Here is an 18,059-nt window from a genome sequence, read left to right as displayed (position 1 = left end):
GTCCTTAGCGCTTCTTGTTCGTCTTGCGGCGGCGGACGATGTACTTGTTCGACGCCTTCTTGGGCGAACGAGTACGGCCTTCCTTCTTGCCCCAGGGGGACACCGGGTGACGACCACCCGAGGTACGGCCTTCGCCACCACCGTGCGGGTGGTCCACCGGGTTCATGACCACACCACGCACGGTCGGGCGAACGCCCAGCCAGCGCTTACGGCCCGCCTTACCCCAGTTGATGTTGCTCTGCTCGGCGTTGCCCACCTCGCCGACCGTGGCGCGGCAGCGCTGGTCGACCAGGCGGATCTCACCGGACGGCATGCGGAGGTGGGCCATCGAGCCCTCCTTCGCGAGCAGCTGCACCGAGGCGCCGGCGGAGCGGGCGAACTTCGCGCCGCCGCCCGGACGCAGCTCGATGGCGTGCAGCGTGGTACCGACCGGGATGTTGCGCAGGGCAAGGTTGTTGCCCGGCTTGATGTCGGCCCCGGGACCGTTCTCGACGCGGTCGCCCTGCGACAGGCCGCGCGGCGCGAGGATGTAGCGCTTCTCGCCGTCGGCGTAGTGCAGCAGCGCGATGCGCGCGGTGCGGTTGGGGTCGTACTCGATGTGCGCGACCTTCGCCGGCACGCCGTCCTTGTCGTGACGACGGAAGTCGATCACGCGGAAGGCGCGCTTGTGGCCACCGCCCTGGTGGCGGACGGTCACACGACCGGAGTTGTTACGGCCACCCTTGCTGTGCAGGGGGCGGACCAACGACTTCTCCGGCGTGGACCGCGTGACCTCGACGAAGTCGGCGACGCTGGAGCCGCGACGGCCCGGCGTAGTCGGCTTGTACTTGCGGATTCCCATTTCTCAGTCCTCGTCCGATATCGGACGATCCGGACCGCCCTTAGGCGGTCGGACCGCCGAAGATGTCGATACGGTCGCCCTCGGCAAGGGTCACGATCGCGCGCTTGGTGCCGGCACGCTGACCGAAACCGGTCTTGGTGCGCTTGCGCTTGCCCTGGCGGTTGATCGTGTTGACCCCGGTGACCTTGACCGAGAAGACCGCCTGGACGGCCTGCTTGATCTGGGTCTTGTTGGCGCTCGGGTCCACGACGAACGTGTACTTGCCCTCGTCGAGGAGCGCGTAGCTCTTCTCCGAGACGACCGGCTTGAGCAGCACGTCACGGGGGTCCGTGAAGGACTTGCTCAGCGGGGTCTCGACGGTGTTCTTGCCCTCGGCGGCGTGGCGGCGCGCCTTGGCGACGCGCGCGGCCTTGGCCTTCTTCGCCGCCTTGGAGGCGATTGCGGGGTGACGGATAGCCATCAGGCCTCGCTCCCTTCGGTGTCATTGGCCTTCGGGCCGGACACGAAGGACTCGAAGGCGGCCTGGGTGAAGACCACGTCGTCCGAGACGAGAACGTCGTACGTGTTCAGCTGGCCCGGCTCCAGGATGTGGACCTGGGGCAGGTTACGGGCGGACAGCCACGCGGCCTCGTCGGCGCGGTCGACGACCAGGAGCAGGTTCTTGCGCTCCGAGATCTTGCCGAACAGCGTCTTGGCGGACTTCGTCGACGGGTTCTCACCCTCGACGACGCCGGAGACGACGTGGATGCGGTTGTGGCGGGCCCGGTCGGTGAGGGCGTGGCGCAGGGCCGCGGCCTTCATCTTCTTCGGGGTCCGCTGCGAGTAGTCACGCGGCACGGGACCGTGCACGACGCCACCACCGGCGAACTGCGGCGCGCGGGTCGAACCCTGACGGGCGCGACCGGTGCCCTTCTGGCGGTAAGGCTTCTTGCCACCGCCGCGGACCTCGCCACGGGTCTTGGTCTTGTGCGTGCCCTGACGGGCCGCGGCCAGCTGTGCGACGACGACCTGGTGGATCAGCGGAATGCTGACCTTCTCAACGTCGAAGATCTCCGCGGGGAGCTCGACGGAACCGGCCTTGTCGCCCGCCGGCGAAAGGATGTCAACAGTGCTCATTACCTCAGGCCCCCTTGGCCGCGGTGCGGACCAGGACGAGGCCGCCGTTCGGACCGGGAACCGCGCCCTTGATGAGCAGCAGACCCTTCTCCGCGTCAACGGCGTGGACGGTCAGGTTCTGGGTGGTGACCCGCTCGTTGCCCATGCGACCCGCCATGCGGAGGCCCTTGAACACACGGCCCGGGGTGGCGCAGCCACCGATGGAACCGGGAGAGCGGTGCTTGCGCTGGGTGCCGTGTCCGGCGCCGAGGCCACGGAAGTTGTGGCGCTTCATGACACCGGCGAAGCCCTTGCCCTTGCTCTTGCCGGTCACGTCGACCTTCACGCCGGCCTCGAACACCTCAGCGGTGATCTCCTGGCCCAGCGTGTACTCGGAGGCGTCCGCGGTGCGGATCTCGACGAGGTGACGACGGGGGGTGACGTCGGCCTTGGAGAAGTGGCCCTTGAGGGGCTTGTTCACCTTGCGCGGGTCGATCTCGCCGAAAGCGATCTGGACGGACTCGTAGCCGTCGACGTCGTTCGTACGGACCTGGGTGACGACGTTGGGCCCGGCCTTGACGACGGTGACCGGAACAACACGGTTGTTCGCGTCCCACACCTGCGTCATACCGAGCTTCTCGCCCAGGATGCCCTTGATCTGCTTAGCCATCTCTCAGATCACCGGCCTCAGAGCTTGATCTCGATGTCGACACCGGCCGGGAGGTCGAGTCGCATCAGAGAGTCAACGGTCTTGGGGGTCGGGTCGAGGATGTCGATCAGGCGCTTGTGCGTGCGCATCTCGAAGTGCTCGCGCGAGTCCTTGTACTTGTGCGGCGACTTGATGACGCAGTACACGTTCTTCTCAGTGGGCAGCGGCACCGGGCCCGCGACCGACGCACCAGTGCGGGTCACCGTCTCGACGATCTTCTTCGCCGAGGAGTCGATGACCTCGTGGTCGTAGGCCTTGAGCCGGATGCGGATCTTCTGTCCCGCCATGGCTACTCAGTAGTCCTGTCTCTCTTACGCTCTGGAACCCGGCGGATTCCTTCTGCTGCTTCCTGTTCCTCCGACCCACGCGGTCGGGCGTGTCGCACTCTCGCTGACACGGATGTCCCTTGTCCGAACATCCCTGCGGGATTGCACACGGCCCTGCCGGAACCGCGAGCCGGGGGCGAAAGCCCACCGGGTGCCTGGCCGGTGCCGCGCTGACACTTCCCGGAAGATTCCCGTACGTCCGCCCCAGTGCTGCCGTGTGGCAGTTAGGGCGACGAGTACTGTGGGACTCGCTTCCGGTCCCCCCGGCGGGAGGCGCGCAGCATCAACACTCGACCGAGCAACTCGGACAGTCTGCCATATGGGGCGGGGGCTACGCCAATCGAGCCGGAGAGAATACCCCGGGGGTGACGTAGGTCAAACCGGGACGCCTCTTGGTGTGACGTCCCCGCGCGGTGACCTCGCCTCACGGGCGGGTGCCGATGCCGGGGCGCGGGTCGGTTCCCGGGTCCGCCTCGGGTCGTACGCCGTTCAGTTCCCACTGCCACAGCAGGTCGCACACCCGTTGCACGGCCCCGGTGAGGTGCCGGCGGTATGTGCTGAACGGCAGGCCCAGCCGGTGCGCCGCCGCCTGCTGCGTGGGCGCGCCCTTGACGTAGGTGGTCACGAGTGCGCGGTGCCGCTTCGTACCGCCGCGCTCTCTCGGGAGCGCGGCGATCGCCCGGTCCAGGACCGCTGCCAGGTCCGTGTCCGGGCCGGCGGCGATCCGGCACTGGGAGAGCGGGTTGACGGCGAGCAGGTCTGGTGTGCGCAACGCGCGCAGGGCGTCGCGTACGGCCGCGTCGAAGTCGGCGCGGTGCAGCGTCGAGGGTGCGGCCGGACGCTCGTGGCGTATGGCGAAGTCAGGCCGTGGTTCACCCGAGAGCCTGTCCTGCAGGCTCGCCTCCAGGAGGGGGACGGGCGGGTGGAGCCGCAGGTCGAGGCCGCGCAGGGTGGGAACGGGTCCGGCGGTCGCCGGCTGACGGTCGACGGCCGGAAGGTACCTCTCGGCCGGGGACCAGCCCTGCTCACCGTCGCGGGCGGCCGTGAACACCCAGGTCAGCCGCTCGGTGCGGACGAGTTCGCCGCACAGGCGCCACCACATCGCCCGCCACGAGTCTCCCTCCCGGGCACCGGGCGCCGCGACGAGGAAGCGGACGACGGCGATCAGGTCGCCGGGGAGCGAGGGCGCCGTACCGCGGGCGTGTTCGAGGGCGGCGGCCACCACCGCGTCCCGGTCCGTGTGCGGGTCGGTGGGGTCCGGCGTGCCGGCGGGCAGGTGCGGGACCGCCAGGAAGGCGACGATCCCGTCCTCGTCCCCGCCCGCCGCCCGGTACACCCGGAACGCCTCCGGCTGCCGGTCGAGCCAGTGGGCGACCAGCGCGGCGGAGTCCTCGCCCTCGGCCTGCCGGGCCAGCGCGAGCACCTGCGCCCGGTCGCCCGGCGCGTAGGGCGCCTCGCGGACGCCGCTGCCCGCGGCGCGGTAGCAGCAGCGGCGATCGGGCGGCGCGTGCAGGAACATCAGGTCGCGCACGGCCCTGGGCACCTCGGCGTCGGCGACGGAGCGCATCCGGTCGAGCAGCCGGTGGTGGAGTCGTTCGTGGAGTTCGCGCGCCCCTTCCGGGTCCCGCCAGCGCAGGTCCGCCCGCAGCGCGCCGCAGACCGCGTCGTGCGGGTAGACGCCGTCGTCGGCTCCTTCGACGAAGGGCTGGGCGCGCAGCCAGTCGAACAGTTCGGGCGCGCGTTCACCGAGGACTTCCCGCAGCAGGGCCTCCGTGGTGACGCGCAGGTGGGCGCAGACCTCCAGGGCGCGGCGGTGGTCGGGGTCCGGCAGCCGGCCCAGAAGGTGCGGGAGCAGGGAGCCGAGGACGTCCTGGCCGGGCCGCCACTCGGGGGGAGGCACCGCCGACTGCGCGCTCGAACTTCGCGCGGCCGCGCCGAGCGACTCGGCGGCGAGCGACAGAGCGAGCGGATTGCCCCCGACGACGGGCAGCAGCACGCGCTGCGCGGACCGCGGTAGGCCTCTCAGCTGGAGGTAGCGGGCCGACTCCACCAGGCCGAACTCGCGCAGCGCGACGCTCCTGAGGACGTCCGTCCAGCCCGGGTCCGCCGTCCACCGGGGGTTCGGCGCGTCCCGTCCGGCGACGACCACGGCCGTGCCGAGCGGGATCCGCGGCAGGAAGTCCTCCATAAGCCAGTTCTCCAGCCCCGGGAACCGCTCGAAGGCGTCGACGAGCAGGAGTCCGCCCTCCTCCCGCAGCACCGGCTGGGCGGCCGACGCGAAGGTCTCCTCGGTCGGTTCCACGCTTCTGCCGTCGACGGTGACGACCAACCGGCCCTCGGCCCGTGCCCGGTGGGCGAAGCGGTCGATGAGAACGGATTTGCCGATGCCGCCGGGGCCGTGGAACCACAGGACCGGGTGTGCGTCGGGCGCACCGGTCAATGTCTTCTCGAACAGAGCCAGTTCCGCCGCACGGCCGACGAAGGCGCGCTCCCGCGCCGCGACGATCCGGCGTTCCAGAACGGCGTGTGCGCGCATGGGTGCCCGCATACGTGAATACCCCCTGAGAGCGCCGGGTGGTCTAGCCCGGTGCCCTCCTCAGGGAAACGCTTGGGCGGGCCGGCGTCAACGCCGACCCGTGTAAGCGGATTTCGAATGTCCGATCAGCAGAACTTCCCCGTCCGGAAACTGGTCATCCGGTCGTTCACGGAGGAGCTCACGTTGTAGGAGGACCCGCCGGGCGGGACGCTGACCAGGCAGGAGCCGCCGTAGTTCGAGTCGTTGTAGAGCGTGATCCAGGTGTCGGTGCGGTTCCAGTACGAGGTCGTACGGTCGTTCATGTACGCACCGATGTTGGCCACGGAACCCGGGGCGGAGAAGAACCGTCCCTGGTAGCCCGTGTGCTCCCACACGCAGAAGTGCTTGTCCGGGCACTGCTCGGGCAGCGCCTGCGCCGTGCCCGTCGCCACGACGGACATCCCGGCCGCCGCTGCCAGGGCGAGCACACCCGTGAGCACCCTGCCGCGCCGCTTCCCCGTCGCCGTCATCTTCGTCCCCCCGCTCAGCACGTGCCCACCCGGAATGAGGTCATCTTGTCGTTGAACTGGGTCGGGATGGCCGCCGAGGACCCGCCCGGCGGGATGGTGATCATGCACCCGCGGTAGTTCGAGTCGAAGTACAGCGTGATGTAGTTGCCGGTGCGGTTCCAGTACGACGTCAGCTTGTCGTTGAAGTACGAGCCGACGTTGGGGTTCGACTCCCCGGCATTGGCGATGATGAGCCGGCCGGTGTAGCTGGAGTTCTCCCAGGCGCAGAACTTGTTCGCCGGACAGTCCCCGGGCGCCGCGGCGGCACCAGGGGCTGTGGCGGTCCACACTCCCGCTACGGCGGTCAGGGCGGCCGCTGTCGTCGAGAGGCGTCTGGCTAAGGGCCTGAGCATCTGTCCCGTCCTTCCTTCGGGCCCGGTTCTTCCGCCGGGCTCACAGGACAGATGCTCGTTCAGGCGATTGCTCGGTTACCAGCTCACCCGGTGCTCAGCAGTGCTCATTCCTGACCGCGTAGGAGAGGGACGTGGTCCAGGCCCTCGGGGCCAGGGCGAGGCGGGGGCCGTCGGTGTGTTTGGAGTCGCGGACGTGGATCGTGCGGGGGGGCAGGCGGGAAGGCCTGCGCCCGGATGGTGCCATACCGCAGCTCAAGAATGCGGAGCTGCTTCGGGTCGGGCGTCGGGCGTCCGTTGAACGCGCCGTCGGAACGCCCCACCGCCGTGCCATCAGGGAACTTCAGCAGCTCGACCCTGCCGTCCAGCCCTGGGTGGGCCTCGGTGTTCGTCGGCATCACCTGAAGTGTGACCAGCAACCACGCACATCGAACCGCGGGGGCGACTTGCGAGACTGCACGAACGCCAGCGCGTACTGATGGGGCGCTCGGGGACGGTGAACCTGTACCCCCGCTGATCGTGTTTCGGCAGCGAGCAGCAACCGGGCATCACGGAGCGGCGGGCTGCATTCTGCCGGTGAGTCTCCGCAATGCCTCGTCTGGCGTGGGGGCCAGCAGCCAGACGCTGTCCATGCCGGCGTAGACCGAGCCGTCCTCCGCCAAGGCCAGGTGCTGGTTCCCGCGGTCGCGCATGCCGATGGGGTACAGATCGACGCCCGCCTGCTCGGCCAGATCGTCGATGATCTCCGCATCCCAGAGCGCCAGCAGCGGGTCCAGCGAGAACTCCATCCACGGCATCGAGTCCCACGGCTCGCGGTAGGGCACGCCCACGGCGCCGAACTCAGCCAGGAAGCGCCGTGCCGCGTCGTGGATCTCGAACCCGCCGGTTTGCAGAAGGATGGTCTCCCAGGTCTCCGTGGGGACCGACCGGCCCGGGAACCAGCCGCCCGCTCGCAGCACCCGGTCTGTCTCCTCGGACCAGCGCGGCCCCGCGTCCGGGCCGGTCGTCACCGTGTGCAGTCGCCTCCAGAAGGGGTGCTCGCCCGCTGGTGCGTCAGGCGTCCAGAGGGCAGACCGGGAACTCTGAGCCTCGATCAGGTGGGCCAGCGCCTGGCCAGTGGTCGGGGCAAGCAGTTCCACACGGTCTCTCACGAGGTGAAGGGCTCCGTCCTCGGTGATGCCGAGGAAACTGGCGCCCTCGTCCGCCGTGCCCACGGGGTAGAGGAGTGCTCCCGCTTCCCGACCGGCCCTCGCGAACCGCTCGTACTGCCATTGGGCCCGGAGGGGATCGAACCGGATGGCGGACGCCGTGGTGATCGAATCGGCGGGCCAGCCGTACGTCACCAGCCCTCCGAATTCGGAGAGGAACCGGCGGGCGGCGTCGTGGGCCGCGAAGGACCCACGCTCACGCAGGATCGACTCCCAGGTGTTTGTCGGCACCGAACGGCCTGGGCGCCAGCCTGCGCGGCGCAGCACTTCTTCGGTCTGCGGGGGCCAGCCCCGTGTCTGATCAACGCTCACTCACATCACTGCCAGCTCGAACGCCCGGACACAGCCGACTCCGGCAGCGGCCGTACCGAGCATTCCGCGAGGTGACGGCCACGAGCATTTGGCGGTGCACGTGGGCTCCTTGGGGGAGTTCGGCGAGCTGCTCTACTGGTGAGCGACACCCGCACGGCAGGCTGGCTGGCCGGGGACAAGCAATACGCCTTCGGCGATGGCGCCGACGCCAGTCGGCCGGCCAGGGCATCGTCCAACTGGCTCTCAAGCTCACTGCTGTCCGCAATCTCTACAGCTTGATCTGCCCTGCCAGCCGCCATTCGAGGTACTTGGCCAGAGTCGGTGCCACCCAAATGCGGCTGTCGTCCTCGTGGTTCCAGACGAACACGTCGGGCCGGTCGATCCTGGACAAGAGCCCGAACAAGTCTCCGTTCCCCTCATCCGCGAAGAAGAGCAGCGCGTCGAACGGCATGTAGAGGGAGGCGAGTTCAGCGTCCTCACGAAGGCCCTGGTTCTCAGAGGCGATGCGCTCGGCAGACCAGATGAGCCCGTCTCCGTACTCGCCCTCGATGCCGTCACTCTCGCGGAGGAGAGCTACGAGGTCCGCAGGCAGTGGATGGCCGAGAGTCGTGGCGCAGTGGACCAGCGACGACTCCGGCGCGGCAGGCTTGAAGACAGCTGTGCCGGGCAGGGCCGCGACGGCTTCGGTCCACACAGTCGATTCCACCTTCGTGAGCTTGGCCTGGACAGAGCCGGCCTGCAGCCCTGCCGGCGCAGGCGAGGGGGCTGTGACCTGACCGACGTGACTGATCAACAGTGAACAGTACGGCCCCGGACCGAGCCGGCCGCTCACCGCCCGGGCGATTCGGGCCGTGCGATGGGCAGCGTTGCCTGGTGCGCGAACGTTGACGGCGGCCATCACACCGCCTCGCGGATCAGCTCCGGCCCTCATGGCGTTCGACAAAGCTTCGGCCTCACCGCACTTTCCGTGCTGCCCGCCCACTCTCACGTCTTCGGGCACAGCTCCGGGGTCAACTCCCCGTTGATGCGGGCCGCGTGCCCACCGCCGCTGTGAAGGCGAACCCGCGCTGACCGGGGTCCTGCAGCCGCATCGCCCTCACGATCCGCGGAGGCCCATCCGCCAGCCTGCAGTGGAATGTCAGTCCGATCGCTGCCGTCCCAAGACCCACCTCACCACGCCCGAAGGGGCGTCCCATTCGTCGGGGTCATCGAGACCCAGCAGACTCTGCCCGTTCTCCCAGTCCCACTTCCGGGACATCGATCAGTCCGTGAACCGGAACGTGGACGTGATCGCGTCGAAGATGTCGAAGAAGGAGTCGGCCAGGTCGAGGACCTGGCTGCTGCCGGCGACCAGGGCCACCTTGCCCTCTTGGCCCGGGACCGGGATGTACGTCTGCATCAGGACGGCTCGGATGGTGCGGTTGAGGGCGTCGCCGGGGACCTCGATGTCCTCGATGCCGTGGGTGCGAGCGGCCGGGCCGACGCCGGGGATGTCGACCGTCGTGACCTTGCGCCAGGAGTCGCCCTCACGCTTCGCTTCCTTCACGGCGAGCTGGCTCGCGATGACGGAAGGGTCGTTCGACAGGGGCTCGCCGCGCTCGTTGCGGCCGCCGACCAGGGAGACGGTCACCGAGCCGGTGACCGGCGTATCGCCGCCGAAGTTCTCCGCCATGCAGCCGCAGTACAGCGCGCCCGACTTCCAGGCGTCAGCGGCGGCCTTCTGGAGGAAGTCGACGTAGGTGCCGCGATACTGCTCCAACTCCGGTCGCTGCCGCACACGTTCGTTCACCATCCGGCGGATGGAGTCGTCGCGCGATTCCGGCCGTACGTCGAACTCCCACCAGGTCTCCGGCACCTTGATCCGGAAGCCGCCCCGCTCGACGGTCAGTGTCTCCATGTAGCGGGCCATGAGGCCGGCCTCCCCGTTCACATCATCAGTCGATCGCCTGTCTGCTCATCGTCCCATTGCGCGAGGGCGGTATACGGCAAGATCAGCGCGTGAGACGGATGAGATCAACGGGGCAGCGGGTGGCTCTCGACTTGGTAGCCGTGGAGATCGAGCAGCGCAGGGGGCGGTGGGTCATGGACCGAGTCGATGTCTCGCCCGTGCAGTGGACGGACGATCTCGAGCACCTGGGGGTGCGGTTCTCCGCTGACCGCTGGGCCGTCGAAGTGACCCTGGAGGTGCACCACAGCGGCTGGGCACACCTCCATTTCCACTCGCAGGCCCAAGTGGTGCGGGAAACCCGACGGGTCGGCTCCGTCGAGGCGTTCGTCGCGTTGCTCGACGACGCCGTCACCCGCGCCCCGCGCATCAGTCTGCAACCCGCCCAGCTTCTCGCCACCACCTGCACGACCGGCTGGCTGGACTGGCTCCACGGGGAACTGTGGCTGCTCGGCGACCGTCTCGTCCGCATCCGCCGCAGCGTGGCGGCCACGATGGCGGCCGGGTTCAACGGGCCCGAACTGGCAGGGCGCGACACCTACCGGACCCTCGCCCACGACCCCGAAGCCATCCGCTCCGCCCACCGCACCAACAAGGTGCTCCCCCTCGCCGAGATCGCACACGCCCGGCTCCACGGCGGCCTGACCACCTCCGGCATGACACTGACGATGGCCGACGGGACCCGTCACAAACTCCTGTGGATGTCCACAGAGCCCGCCCGCCGCGTCCTGAAGGACCGGCTTCCCCCGCTCCTGGGCTCTCGCCTCACCTACTGAGGGTCCGCCACGATCGAATCGCCCACGGTCCGTCCGGAACGGGGCAGCGGGCGGAGTGGAGCGGATGGGCCGCGGGGTGGCCGTCCAGGGCTTGGGGCCGTGGCCGGGGCGCTCCAGTTTCGGGACTCCGGGGACGGATCCGAGCCAGGTGGTGGGTGAGAGGGTCCGCCTGGCGCCGGGTGCCGGCACCTCAACTCGCCGGCCGAGACGCCGAGTCCGGTCGCGGAGTGCTCATGGTCCACGCACTCGCCGACCGCTGGGGCGTCACCCCGGGGCTCGGGCCCCGCAAGACCGTCTGGGCCGAACTCGATCTCCGGCCGGAGGGCCGAACAGTGTCGGTCCAGCCCCGTACCCTGCGCCCATGACCCGCACCACCCCACCCCGCCCCTCGACGTCACCGCCCTCCACCCCGAGCTCGCCCCGCTCGCCCGCACCGCCGTACGGCTGCATCCCCGGGCCGGTGCGCCGGCCGCGACTGACAGTTCGATCGGCGGGCCCCTGCTGTGGCCGGCCGGTGAACCATGGCCCGGCTGCCCCGAGCACACCGGCCCTTGGCATCGCGGGCTCGACCCGGTCGGCGTCCGGCTGCGGCGGCGGATCCTCGCGGAGGCCTGGGCTCGGCCACGCGCGGAGGGAGAGGAACTGCTGACCGACGAGGAGCGGGTGCTCGTGGACCGGGCGACCGAGAAGACCCGCATACCGCAGGACGGGCCCGTCCCGCTGGTGCCCGTTGCTCAGCTGTACGCCTCCGACGTTCCGGGCCTGCCCTGCCCCGACGGTGCCGATCTGCTGCAGGTGCTGTGGTGTCCCTTCGATCACGACCCGGACTACCTGCCCCGCACCGAGCTGCGCTGGCGTACCGCGGCCGATGTGGTGACCCCACTCGCCACCGCCCCGCAACCGTCCGTCATCGGCAACGCCGGCTACCTGCCCGAGCCCTGCGTCCTGCATCCCGAGCCGGTCACCGAGTACCCGGCACCGCACGAACTGCCCGAGGAGCTCGCCGAGCGGATCAGCGCGTGGGAGGAGCGGCGCGAGGAGGAAGCCGAGGAGGGAGAGGCCGAGGAGGGAGAGGCCGAGGTCTGCTATCAGTACGATCTCGCGGTCGCCCCGGGCAGCAAGGTCGGCGGTCACGCCCCCTGGAGCTTCTCCGATCCGTTCCCCATGTCCTGCCCTCAGTGCGGTGCGGGGGTCCGCCCCCTGCTCACCCTCGACGGCACGGAGTGGGACGGCGGGAGCGAAAGCTGGCGGCCGATCGAGGAAGCGGGCTACGACGGCTACCACTTCCTCGGCCCGGCTCGCGACACACAGCTGGAGATCGGCCGGAGCTACAGCATGCAGCTCTATGTCTGCCGGGCGTCATCCGGCCACCCGCACGTCCAGAACATGCAGTGACCGCGGACCAGTACTCCTACGCCCCCACGGCGAACGGGTTGCCCTGCCCGGGAAGCTCCCTGCCCGGTGGCACGTACCGCAGCCGGCCCTCCGGGTCGGTCGCCGGGGTGAACCCGGCGGCCTCCAGGAGCGCCGCGTACTTGGCCCTGTAGCGCCGGTTGACGGTGAGTCCCACGGGGACGAAGGCCATCTGTGCGGCCCAGGCGGCGGCGGTGAGAAGCACGGCGGTCGCACCCGTGCCGAGTCCGAAGCCGACCACGATGGCCAGCGGAACGGCGCCGGCGGCTGCCAGCAGGATCCGCTGCCTGTCGGTGTACTTGGCGGTGATGTCGAAGGTGATGCGGGCCTTGAGGAGCTCGACCGCTTCGGGGTCGAGGGGCGGCAGAGTGCCCCCGTCGATCGCGTTCGGGTACGCCGCCCGGTTCCGCTCGGCGCGTGTGCCGGCCTCAGCAGTCGGGTCGGGGACGATCAGCAGCACGTACCCGTTGCCGTCCGGCCCGCCGCCCTGGCGGACGTCGGCGTACTCGTATCCGAACTGCTGGGCGTAGAAGGCGAGTCGGGTGAGTTTCTTCATGGTCGCCATGGAGAGGGAGAGCTGGACGGGCTCGCCGCTCTCCATCTGCCGCAGCATCTTGCGTGCGTGCTTGTCGCTCATGGCCCCCCATTGATTTCCCCCATTGTGGACCAACGGCAAAGGGACCCGCACGACCGAAGTCGTACGGGCCCCTTCGAGCCACTCAGGTCAGCAGACCCTCAAGCCAGTCCGAGGACTCACTTGTTGATCTTGGTGACCTGGCCGGCGCCCACGGTCCGGCCACCCTCACGGATGGCGAACTTCAGGCCCTCCTCCATGGCGACGGGCTGGATGAGCTCCACCTTCATCTCGGTGTTGTCACCCGGCATGACCATCTCGGTGCCCTCGGGGAGGGTCACCACGCCGGTCACGTCCGTCGTACGGAAGTAGAACTGCGGGCGGTAGTTGTTGAAGAACGGCGTGTGGCGGCCACCCTCGTCCTTGGACAGGATGTAGGCCTGCGCCTCGAACTCGGTGTGCGGGGTGACCGAGCCCGGCTTGATGATGACCTGGCCGCGCTCGACGTCCTCGCGCTTGATGCCGCGGAGGAGCAGACCGACGTTCTCACCGGCCTGGCCCTCGTCGAGGAGCTTCCGGAACATCTCGATGCCGGTGACCGTGGTGGTGGTCTTCTCCGGCTTGATGCCGATGATGTCCACGGTCTCGTTGACCTTGAGGACACCACGCTCGATACGGCCGGTGACGACCGTACCGCGACCGGTGATCGTGAAGACGTCCTCGATCGGCATCAGGAACGGCTTGTCGACGTCACGCTCGGGCTCCGGGATCGCCGTGTCGACGGCGTTCATGAGCTCGAGAACCGAGTTGCCCCACTCCTTGTCGCCCTCGAGGGCCTTCAGAGCGGAGACCTTGACGACGGGAACGTCGTCGCCCGGGAACTCGTACTCGGAGAGGAGCTCACGGACCTCGAGCTCGACGAGCTCCAGGATCTCCTCGTCGTCCACCATGTCGGCCTTGTTCAGGGCGACGACGATGTACGGAACGCCGACCTGGCGGGCCAGGAGCACGTGCTCCTTGGTCTGCGGCATCGGGCCGTCGGTGGCGGCGACCACGAGGATGGCGCCGTCCATCTGCGCCGCACCCGTGATCATGTTCTTGATGTAGTCCGCGTGACCGGGGCAGTCGACGTGGGCGTAGTGACGCGTCTCCGTCTGGTACTCGACGTGCGCGATGGAGATGGTGATACCGCGCTGGCGCTCTTCGGGAGCCTTGTCGATCTGGTCGAAGGCCGAGGCCTCGTTCAGGTCCGGGTACGCGTCGTGCAGCACCTTGGTAATGGCGGCCGTGAGGGTCGTCTTACCGTGGTCGATGTGACCGATGGTGCCGATGTTGACGTGCGGCTTAGTCCGCTCGAACTTCGCCTTCGCCACTGGGGTCCTCCTGTGGAGTGGTTCTGGTACGCCTTACTCATCGGCGCCAGGTGATCTTTGCTGGAAAGCCCGGGCCCCGGGGCACTCTCACCACGATTGCGGCGGAATGCCCCTCAAGGCTCCGGAGTCAAGCCTACGGCGTGTAGACGCGGTGCGTTACTCGCCCTTGGCCTTCGCGATGATCTCCTCGGCGACGTTCCGCGGAACCTCGGCGTAGGAGTCGAACTGCATGGAGTAGCTCGCACGGCCGGACGTCTTGCTGCGCAGGTCGCCGACGTAACCGAACATCTCCGAGAGGGGCACGAGGCCCTTCACGACGCGGGCTCCGGCCCGCTCCTCCATGGCCTGAATCTGACCACGGCGGGAGTTGATGTCGCCGATGACCTCACCCATGTAGTCCTCGGGCGTGGTGACCTCGACGGCCATCATCGGCTCGAGCAGCACGGGGCTGGCCTTGCGCGCGGCCTCCTTGAAGGCCTGCGAACCGGCGATCTTGAACGCGAGCTCGGAGGAGTCCACCTCGTGGTAGGCACCGTCGAGCAGCGTCACGCGCACACCGGTCATCTCGTAACCGGCGAGGATGCCGAACTGCATGGCCTCCTGCGCACCGGCGTCCACCGAAGGGATGTACTCCTTCGGCACACGGCCACCGGTCACCTTGTTGATGAACTCGTAGGAGGCGTCGCCACCCTCGATCGGCTCGACCGCGATGATGACGCGGGCGAACTGGCCCGTACCACCGGTCTGCTTCTTGTGGGTGAACTCGACCTTCTCGACCGCCTTGCGGATGGTCTCGCGGTACGCGACCTGCGGCTTGCCGACGTTGGCCTCGACCTTGAACTCGCGCTTCATGCGGTCCACGAGCACCTCGAGGTGAAGCTCGCCCATACCGCCGATGACGGTCTGGCCGGTCTCCTCGTTGGTGTGCACCTGGAAGGAGGGGTCCTCCTCGGCCAGGCGCTGGATCGCGACGCCGAGCTTCTCCTGGTCGCCCTTCGACTTGGGCTCGATGGCGACCTCGATGACCGGCGCCGGGAAGTCCATGGACTCCAGGATCACCGGGTTCTTCTCGTCCGAAAGCGTCTCACCGGTGGTGGTCTGCTTCAGGCCCATGACGGCGACGATGTCGCCGGCGCCCACCGACTCGATCTCCTCACGCTTGTTCGCGTGCATGCGGTAGATCTTGCCGATGCGCTCCTTGCGGCCCTTGACCGAGTTGAGCACGGCGGTGCCGGACTGCAGACGGCCGGAGTACACGCGGACGAAGGTGAGCTTACCGAGGTGCGGGTCGCTCATGATCTTGAACGCGAGCGCGGCGAGGGGCTCCTCGTCCGACGGCTTGCGCACGATGACCTTCTCCGCGTCCTTGACGTCGTGACCCTCGATGGCCTCGACGTCGAGCGGAGTGGGCAGGTAGCGCACGACGGCGTCGAGCAGGGGCTGAACGCCCTTGTTCTTGAACGCGGTGCCGCAGAACACGGGGGTGACGGTGGTGCCGCCGCCCTTGCCGGAGGCGATGGTGATGCGACGGATCGCGGCGTAGAGCTGCTCCACGGTGGGCTCGGTGCCCTCCAGGTACAGCTCCATCAGCTCTTCGTCGTTCTCGGCGACGGCCTCGAGCAGCTTGCCGCGGTACTCCTCGGCAGCCTCGACGTGGGTGTCCGGGATGTCGACGGTGTCGTACATCTCGCCCTTGGTCGCCTCGGCCGACCAGACCAGGGCCTTCATCGTCACGAGGTCGATGACGCCCTTGAAGTCGGCCTCCGCGCCGATCGGCAGCTGCATGACCAGCGGCTGCGCGCCCAGGCGGTCGGAGATCATGTCGACGCAGCGGTGGAACTCGGCACCGGTGCGGTCGAGCTTGTTGACGAAGCAGATCCGCGGAACGCCGTAGCGGTCCGCCTGACGCCACACCGTCTCGGACTGCGGCTCAACGCCGGCGACACCGTCGAACACCGTCACGGCACCGTCGAGCACGCGCAGGGAGCGCTCCACCTCGACGGTGAAGTCGACGTGACCCGGGGTGTCGATGATGTTGATGGTGTAGTCGTTGTCCTCGAGCGGCCAGTGACAGGTGGTCGCAGCAGAACGAAAATAAATGATGCCACGCTCCTGCTCCTGCTCCAAAAAGTCCATGGTGGCAGCGCCGTCGTGGACCTCACCGATCTTGTACGACACGCCGGTGTAGAACAGGATCCGCTCGGTGGTGGTCGTCTTGCCCGCGTCGATGTGGGCCATGATCCCGATGTTGCGGACCTTGGCCAGGTCAAGTGAAGTGGTAGCCATAAGGCTTCAGTCTTCTCTCGGTCTCGATGTGGGTAGCGACTACCAGCGGTAGTGCGCGAAGGCCTTGTTGGACTCGGCCATCTTGTGGGTGTCCTCGCGCTTCTTCACAGCGGCACCGAGGCCGTTGGAGGCGTCGAGAAGCTCGTTGAGCAGACGCTCGGTCATGGTCTTCTCGCGACGGGCGCGGGAGTAACCGACCAGCCAGCGCAGCGCGAGCGTGTTGGCGCGACCGGGCTTGACCTCGATCGGAACCTGGTACGTCGCACCACCGACACGGCGGGACTTGACCTCGAGGGTCGGCTTGATGTTCTCCAGCGCGCGCTTCAGCGTGATGATCGGGTCGTTGCCCGTCTTCTCACGCAGACCCTCCATGGCACCGTAGACGATGCGCTCGGCGGTGGAGCGCTTGCCGTTCAGCAGCACCTTGTTGATCAGGGAGGTCACCAGAGGAGAACCGTAGACCGGGTCGATGATGACCGGGCGCTTCGGGGCGGGGCCCTTACGAGGCATTCTTACTTCTCCTTCTTGGCGCCGTAGCGGCTGCGGGCCTGCTTGCGGTTCTTGACACCCTGGGTGTCGAGCGAGCCGCGGATGATCTTGTAGCGAACACCCGGCAGGTCCTTCACACGGCCGCCGCGCACGAGCACGATGGAGTGCTCCTGCAGGTTGTGTCCCTCACCCGGAATGTAAGCGGTGACCTCGATCCCGCTGGTCAGACGCACACGCGCGACCTTACGCAGGGCCGAGTTCGGCTTCTTCGGGGTGGTCGTGAACACACGCGTGCAGACGCCACGACGCTGAGGGGAACCCTCGAGTGCGGGCGTCTTGTTCTTCTCGACCTTGTCCTGCCGGCCCTTGCGGACCAGCTGCTGGATCGTAGGCACTACTTCTCCGGTTTCTGTGTGCCGATAGGTGAAGCTAACCTGGAACGTCGCCGACCCACGCGGTCGGGTGTGTCGAATCCCGCGGACTCCCGCCGCCAGGCAGAATTAAGCGCAGATTGCGGTGGCCGATATCAGCTCGCCTTGCGGTTGATGGCACGCACGGGAGCCAGGGCACACCCCAGGCACAAGGTCTGAGCGTACCTATCGCATTCGCTGCGGTCAAAACAAATGGGTACCGCCCACATGGCCATGCGGGACATGTCAAGCCCCCGGGCCGTTCTCGATCTTCAATTCGACGGCGACTGCCCGTTTTGCGCACCTTCAGGATGCTACGACGGACACCACCGAGAGCAACACCAGTACGAGTGCCCAGGCAGCCGTGGACAACCACCCGAGCACGAGCCCGGTCAGCGCGAGCCCGTCCCCCAGCTCCCCTCGGCTGCGGATCTCGCCGCGCGCCACGTGCCCGAGCACGACGGCCGGAAGCCCGGTCACCCCCATCGTCGGCACGCACAGCAGCCCGCACACCGCCGCCGCGATCGCCTTACCGTTCGTCTGCGGCCGCGGCCCGGGCAGGAACGTCCGCGGCACGGTCGGCGCGGGGACGTACGGGGCCGACTGCGGTACGGGCCCCTGCGGCAGATCGGCGACGAGCAGGCCCAGCTCCCCCACGGTCCGCGCCGCGTACGCCCGCGCCACCCGCCTCTCGAACTCGTCCTGCTCCATCCTGCCCTCGCCGTACCCGGCTCTGAGGACGTCCACGGCCCGCTCCCGGTCGGCATGCGAGGCGAGCATCGACGGGGCGCTGTGGCCTTGCCAGGGTTGCCAGGACGGATAGGGCGGCTGCGACACGGAGCACCTCCCCGAGAGCCGGAGTCCTTCC

At 68.5% G+C, this 18,059-nt stretch carries 20 protein-coding genes and 1 pseudogene; 2 read left to right on the top strand and 19 right to left on the bottom strand.

Annotated elements, in window-relative coordinates; translation table 11 throughout:
- Positions 1 to 4: 4 nt before the first annotated feature.
- The 13 genes and pseudogenes from rplB to SSQG_RS23560 all read right to left on the bottom strand — a co-directional run bounded on the left by rplB (position 5) and on the right by SSQG_RS23560 (position 9,834).
- Positions 5 to 841, bottom strand: a complete 837-nt coding sequence (gene rplB, locus SSQG_RS23610) for a 50S ribosomal protein L2 (RefSeq protein WP_003992358.1) — start codon at positions 839 to 841, stop codon at positions 5 to 7.
- 40 nt (positions 842 to 881) lie between these two features.
- Positions 882 to 1,301 carry a 50S ribosomal protein L23 gene (gene rplW / locus SSQG_RS23605; protein WP_003992357.1) on the bottom strand — a complete coding sequence of 140 codons (420 nt, stop codon included), beginning with the start codon at positions 1,299 to 1,301 and terminating at the stop codon, positions 882 to 884.
- The gene (gene rplD, locus SSQG_RS23600; RefSeq protein WP_003992356.1) at positions 1,301 to 1,957 is read right to left on the bottom strand and encodes a 50S ribosomal protein L4; all 657 of its coding nucleotides are present in this window, start codon (positions 1,955 to 1,957) and stop codon (positions 1,301 to 1,303) included. Before rplD ends, rplW begins: the two co-directional genes overlap by 1 nt.
- Before the next feature lie 4 nt (positions 1,958 to 1,961).
- Positions 1,962 to 2,606 (bottom strand): 50S ribosomal protein L3, encoded by a 645-nt coding sequence (rplC, locus tag SSQG_RS23595; RefSeq protein WP_003992355.1) that lies wholly within the window; start codon positions 2,604 to 2,606, stop codon positions 1,962 to 1,964.
- A gap of 17 nt (positions 2,607 to 2,623) precedes the next feature.
- Positions 2,624 to 2,932, bottom strand: coding sequence for a 30S ribosomal protein S10 (rpsJ, locus tag SSQG_RS23590; protein WP_003948644.1), 309 nt, complete (start codon positions 2,930 to 2,932; stop codon positions 2,624 to 2,626).
- 463 nt (positions 2,933 to 3,395) lie between these two features.
- Positions 3,396 to 5,507 (bottom strand): ATP-binding protein, encoded by a 2,112-nt coding sequence (locus SSQG_RS23585; RefSeq protein ID WP_003992353.1) that lies wholly within the window; start codon positions 5,505 to 5,507, stop codon positions 3,396 to 3,398.
- Positions 5,508 to 5,632: 125 nt separating this feature from the next.
- On the bottom strand, positions 5,633 to 6,016 hold the full coding sequence (locus SSQG_RS23580) for a peptidase inhibitor family I36 protein (RefSeq protein WP_063749194.1): 384 nt from the start codon (positions 6,014 to 6,016) through the stop codon (positions 5,633 to 5,635).
- A 14-nt stretch (positions 6,017 to 6,030) separates the two neighbouring features.
- Entirely contained in the window at positions 6,031 to 6,408 is a 378-nt protein-coding gene (locus SSQG_RS23575) for a peptidase inhibitor family I36 protein (RefSeq protein WP_106434206.1), read from the bottom strand.
- A gap of 94 nt (positions 6,409 to 6,502) precedes the next feature.
- Positions 6,503 to 6,652 (bottom strand): DUF397 domain-containing protein, encoded by a 150-nt coding sequence (locus SSQG_RS39570; RefSeq protein ID WP_078506904.1) that lies wholly within the window; start codon positions 6,650 to 6,652, stop codon positions 6,503 to 6,505.
- Positions 6,621 to 6,818 (bottom strand): annotated as a pseudogene (locus SSQG_RS42985) (Scr1 family TA system antitoxin-like transcriptional regulator); the annotation flags it as partial. The pseudogene SSQG_RS42985 and the gene SSQG_RS39570, both read right to left, overlap by 32 nt.
- Positions 6,819 to 6,953: 135 nt before the next feature.
- The gene (locus tag SSQG_RS23570) at positions 6,954 to 7,925 is read right to left on the bottom strand and encodes an SUKH-3 domain-containing protein (protein ID WP_003992349.1); all 972 of its coding nucleotides are present in this window, start codon (positions 7,923 to 7,925) and stop codon (positions 6,954 to 6,956) included.
- A 268-nt stretch (positions 7,926 to 8,193) separates the two neighbouring features.
- A complete protein-coding gene (locus tag SSQG_RS23565; RefSeq protein WP_244299238.1) occupies positions 8,194 to 8,718 on the bottom strand; it encodes an SMI1/KNR4 family protein in 525 nt (174 codons plus the stop codon).
- A 468-nt stretch (positions 8,719 to 9,186) separates the two neighbouring features.
- Positions 9,187 to 9,834 carry a hypothetical protein gene (locus SSQG_RS23560; protein ID WP_039935382.1) on the bottom strand — a complete coding sequence of 216 codons (648 nt, stop codon included), beginning with the start codon at positions 9,832 to 9,834 and terminating at the stop codon, positions 9,187 to 9,189.
- Positions 9,835 to 10,007: 173 nt separating this feature from the next.
- Between SSQG_RS23560 and SSQG_RS23555 the strand changes: the two genes are divergently transcribed.
- Positions 10,008 to 10,646, top strand: a complete 639-nt coding sequence (locus tag SSQG_RS23555; protein ID WP_158681095.1) for a hypothetical protein — start codon at positions 10,008 to 10,010, stop codon at positions 10,644 to 10,646.
- A gap of 669 nt (positions 10,647 to 11,315) precedes the next feature.
- On the top strand, positions 11,316 to 12,041 hold the full coding sequence (locus tag SSQG_RS23545; RefSeq protein WP_244299237.1) for a hypothetical protein: 726 nt from the start codon (positions 11,316 to 11,318) through the stop codon (positions 12,039 to 12,041).
- Between the two features lie 16 nt (positions 12,042 to 12,057).
- Here SSQG_RS23545 and SSQG_RS23540 read toward each other — a convergent pair whose 3' ends face one another.
- The 6 genes from SSQG_RS23540 to SSQG_RS23515 all read right to left on the bottom strand — a co-directional run bounded on the left by SSQG_RS23540 (position 12,058) and on the right by SSQG_RS23515 (position 18,028).
- A complete protein-coding gene (locus SSQG_RS23540) occupies positions 12,058 to 12,696 on the bottom strand; it encodes a hypothetical protein (protein ID WP_052310336.1) in 639 nt (212 codons plus the stop codon).
- 116 nt (positions 12,697 to 12,812) lie between these two features.
- Positions 12,813 to 14,006 carry an elongation factor Tu gene (gene tuf / locus SSQG_RS23535; protein WP_003992342.1) on the bottom strand — a complete coding sequence of 398 codons (1,194 nt, stop codon included), beginning with the start codon at positions 14,004 to 14,006 and terminating at the stop codon, positions 12,813 to 12,815.
- Between the two features lie 156 nt (positions 14,007 to 14,162).
- Positions 14,163 to 16,292, bottom strand: a complete 2,130-nt coding sequence (fusA, locus tag SSQG_RS23530) for an elongation factor G (protein WP_003992341.1) — start codon at positions 16,290 to 16,292, stop codon at positions 14,163 to 14,165.
- 39 nt (positions 16,293 to 16,331) lie between these two features.
- Entirely contained in the window at positions 16,332 to 16,802 is a 471-nt protein-coding gene (gene rpsG / locus SSQG_RS23525; RefSeq protein ID WP_003992340.1) for a 30S ribosomal protein S7, read from the bottom strand.
- Between the two features lie 2 nt (positions 16,803 to 16,804).
- A complete protein-coding gene (gene rpsL, locus SSQG_RS23520; protein ID WP_003948652.1) occupies positions 16,805 to 17,176 on the bottom strand; it encodes a 30S ribosomal protein S12 in 372 nt (123 codons plus the stop codon).
- Between the two features lie 321 nt (positions 17,177 to 17,497).
- Positions 17,498 to 18,028 carry a DUF1707 and DUF4190 domain-containing protein gene (locus SSQG_RS23515; RefSeq protein WP_039935374.1) on the bottom strand — a complete coding sequence of 177 codons (531 nt, stop codon included), beginning with the start codon at positions 18,026 to 18,028 and terminating at the stop codon, positions 17,498 to 17,500.
- Between the last annotated feature and the right edge of the window lie 31 nt (positions 18,029 to 18,059).

This window comes from Streptomyces viridochromogenes DSM 40736 (genome assembly GCF_000158955.1).
Lineage (GTDB): Bacteria > Actinomycetota > Actinomycetes > Streptomycetales > Streptomycetaceae > Streptomyces > Streptomyces venetus.
The sequence above is the reverse complement of the archived record's forward strand: the minus strand, read 5'-3'. Positions and strand labels throughout refer to the sequence as shown.

What these genes read in the sequence shown, in the direction of transcription:
- rplB (WP_003992358.1), bottom strand. Translation starts at nt 841, where the DNA reads ATGGGAATCCGCAAGTACAAGCCGACTACGCCGGGCCGTCGCGGCTCC.
- rplW (WP_003992357.1), bottom strand. Translation starts at nt 1,301, where the DNA reads ATGGCTATCCGTCACCCCGCAATCGCCTCCAAGGCGGCGAAGAAGGCC.
- rplD (WP_003992356.1), bottom strand. Translation starts at nt 1,957, where the DNA reads ATGAGCACTGTTGACATCCTTTCGCCGGCGGGCGACAAGGCCGGTTCC.
- rplC (WP_003992355.1), bottom strand. Translation starts at nt 2,606, where the DNA reads ATGGCTAAGCAGATCAAGGGCATCCTGGGCGAGAAGCTCGGTATGACG.
- rpsJ (WP_003948644.1), bottom strand. Translation starts at nt 2,932, where the DNA reads ATGGCGGGACAGAAGATCCGCATCCGGCTCAAGGCCTACGACCACGAG.
- SSQG_RS23585 (WP_003992353.1), bottom strand. Translation starts at nt 5,507, where the DNA reads ATGCGCGCACACGCCGTTCTGGAACGCCGGATCGTCGCGGCGCGGGAG.
- SSQG_RS23580 (WP_063749194.1), bottom strand. Translation starts at nt 6,016, where the DNA reads ATGACGGCGACGGGGAAGCGGCGCGGCAGGGTGCTCACGGGTGTGCTC.
- SSQG_RS23575 (WP_106434206.1), bottom strand. Translation starts at nt 6,408, where the DNA reads ATGCTCAGGCCCTTAGCCAGACGCCTCTCGACGACAGCGGCCGCCCTG.
- SSQG_RS39570 (WP_078506904.1), bottom strand. Translation starts at nt 6,652, where the DNA reads ATGGCACCATCCGGGCGCAGGCCTTCCCGCCTGCCCCCCCGCACGATC.
- SSQG_RS23560 (WP_039935382.1), bottom strand. Translation starts at nt 9,834, where the DNA reads ATGGCCCGCTACATGGAGACACTGACCGTCGAGCGGGGCGGCTTCCGG.
- SSQG_RS23555 (WP_158681095.1), top strand. Translation starts at nt 10,008, where the DNA reads ATGGACCGAGTCGATGTCTCGCCCGTGCAGTGGACGGACGATCTCGAG.
- SSQG_RS23540 (WP_052310336.1), bottom strand. Translation starts at nt 12,696, where the DNA reads ATGAGCGACAAGCACGCACGCAAGATGCTGCGGCAGATGGAGAGCGGC.
- fusA (WP_003992341.1), bottom strand. Translation starts at nt 16,292, where the DNA reads ATGGCTACCACTTCACTTGACCTGGCCAAGGTCCGCAACATCGGGATC.
- rpsG (WP_003992340.1), bottom strand. Translation starts at nt 16,802, where the DNA reads ATGCCTCGTAAGGGCCCCGCCCCGAAGCGCCCGGTCATCATCGACCCG.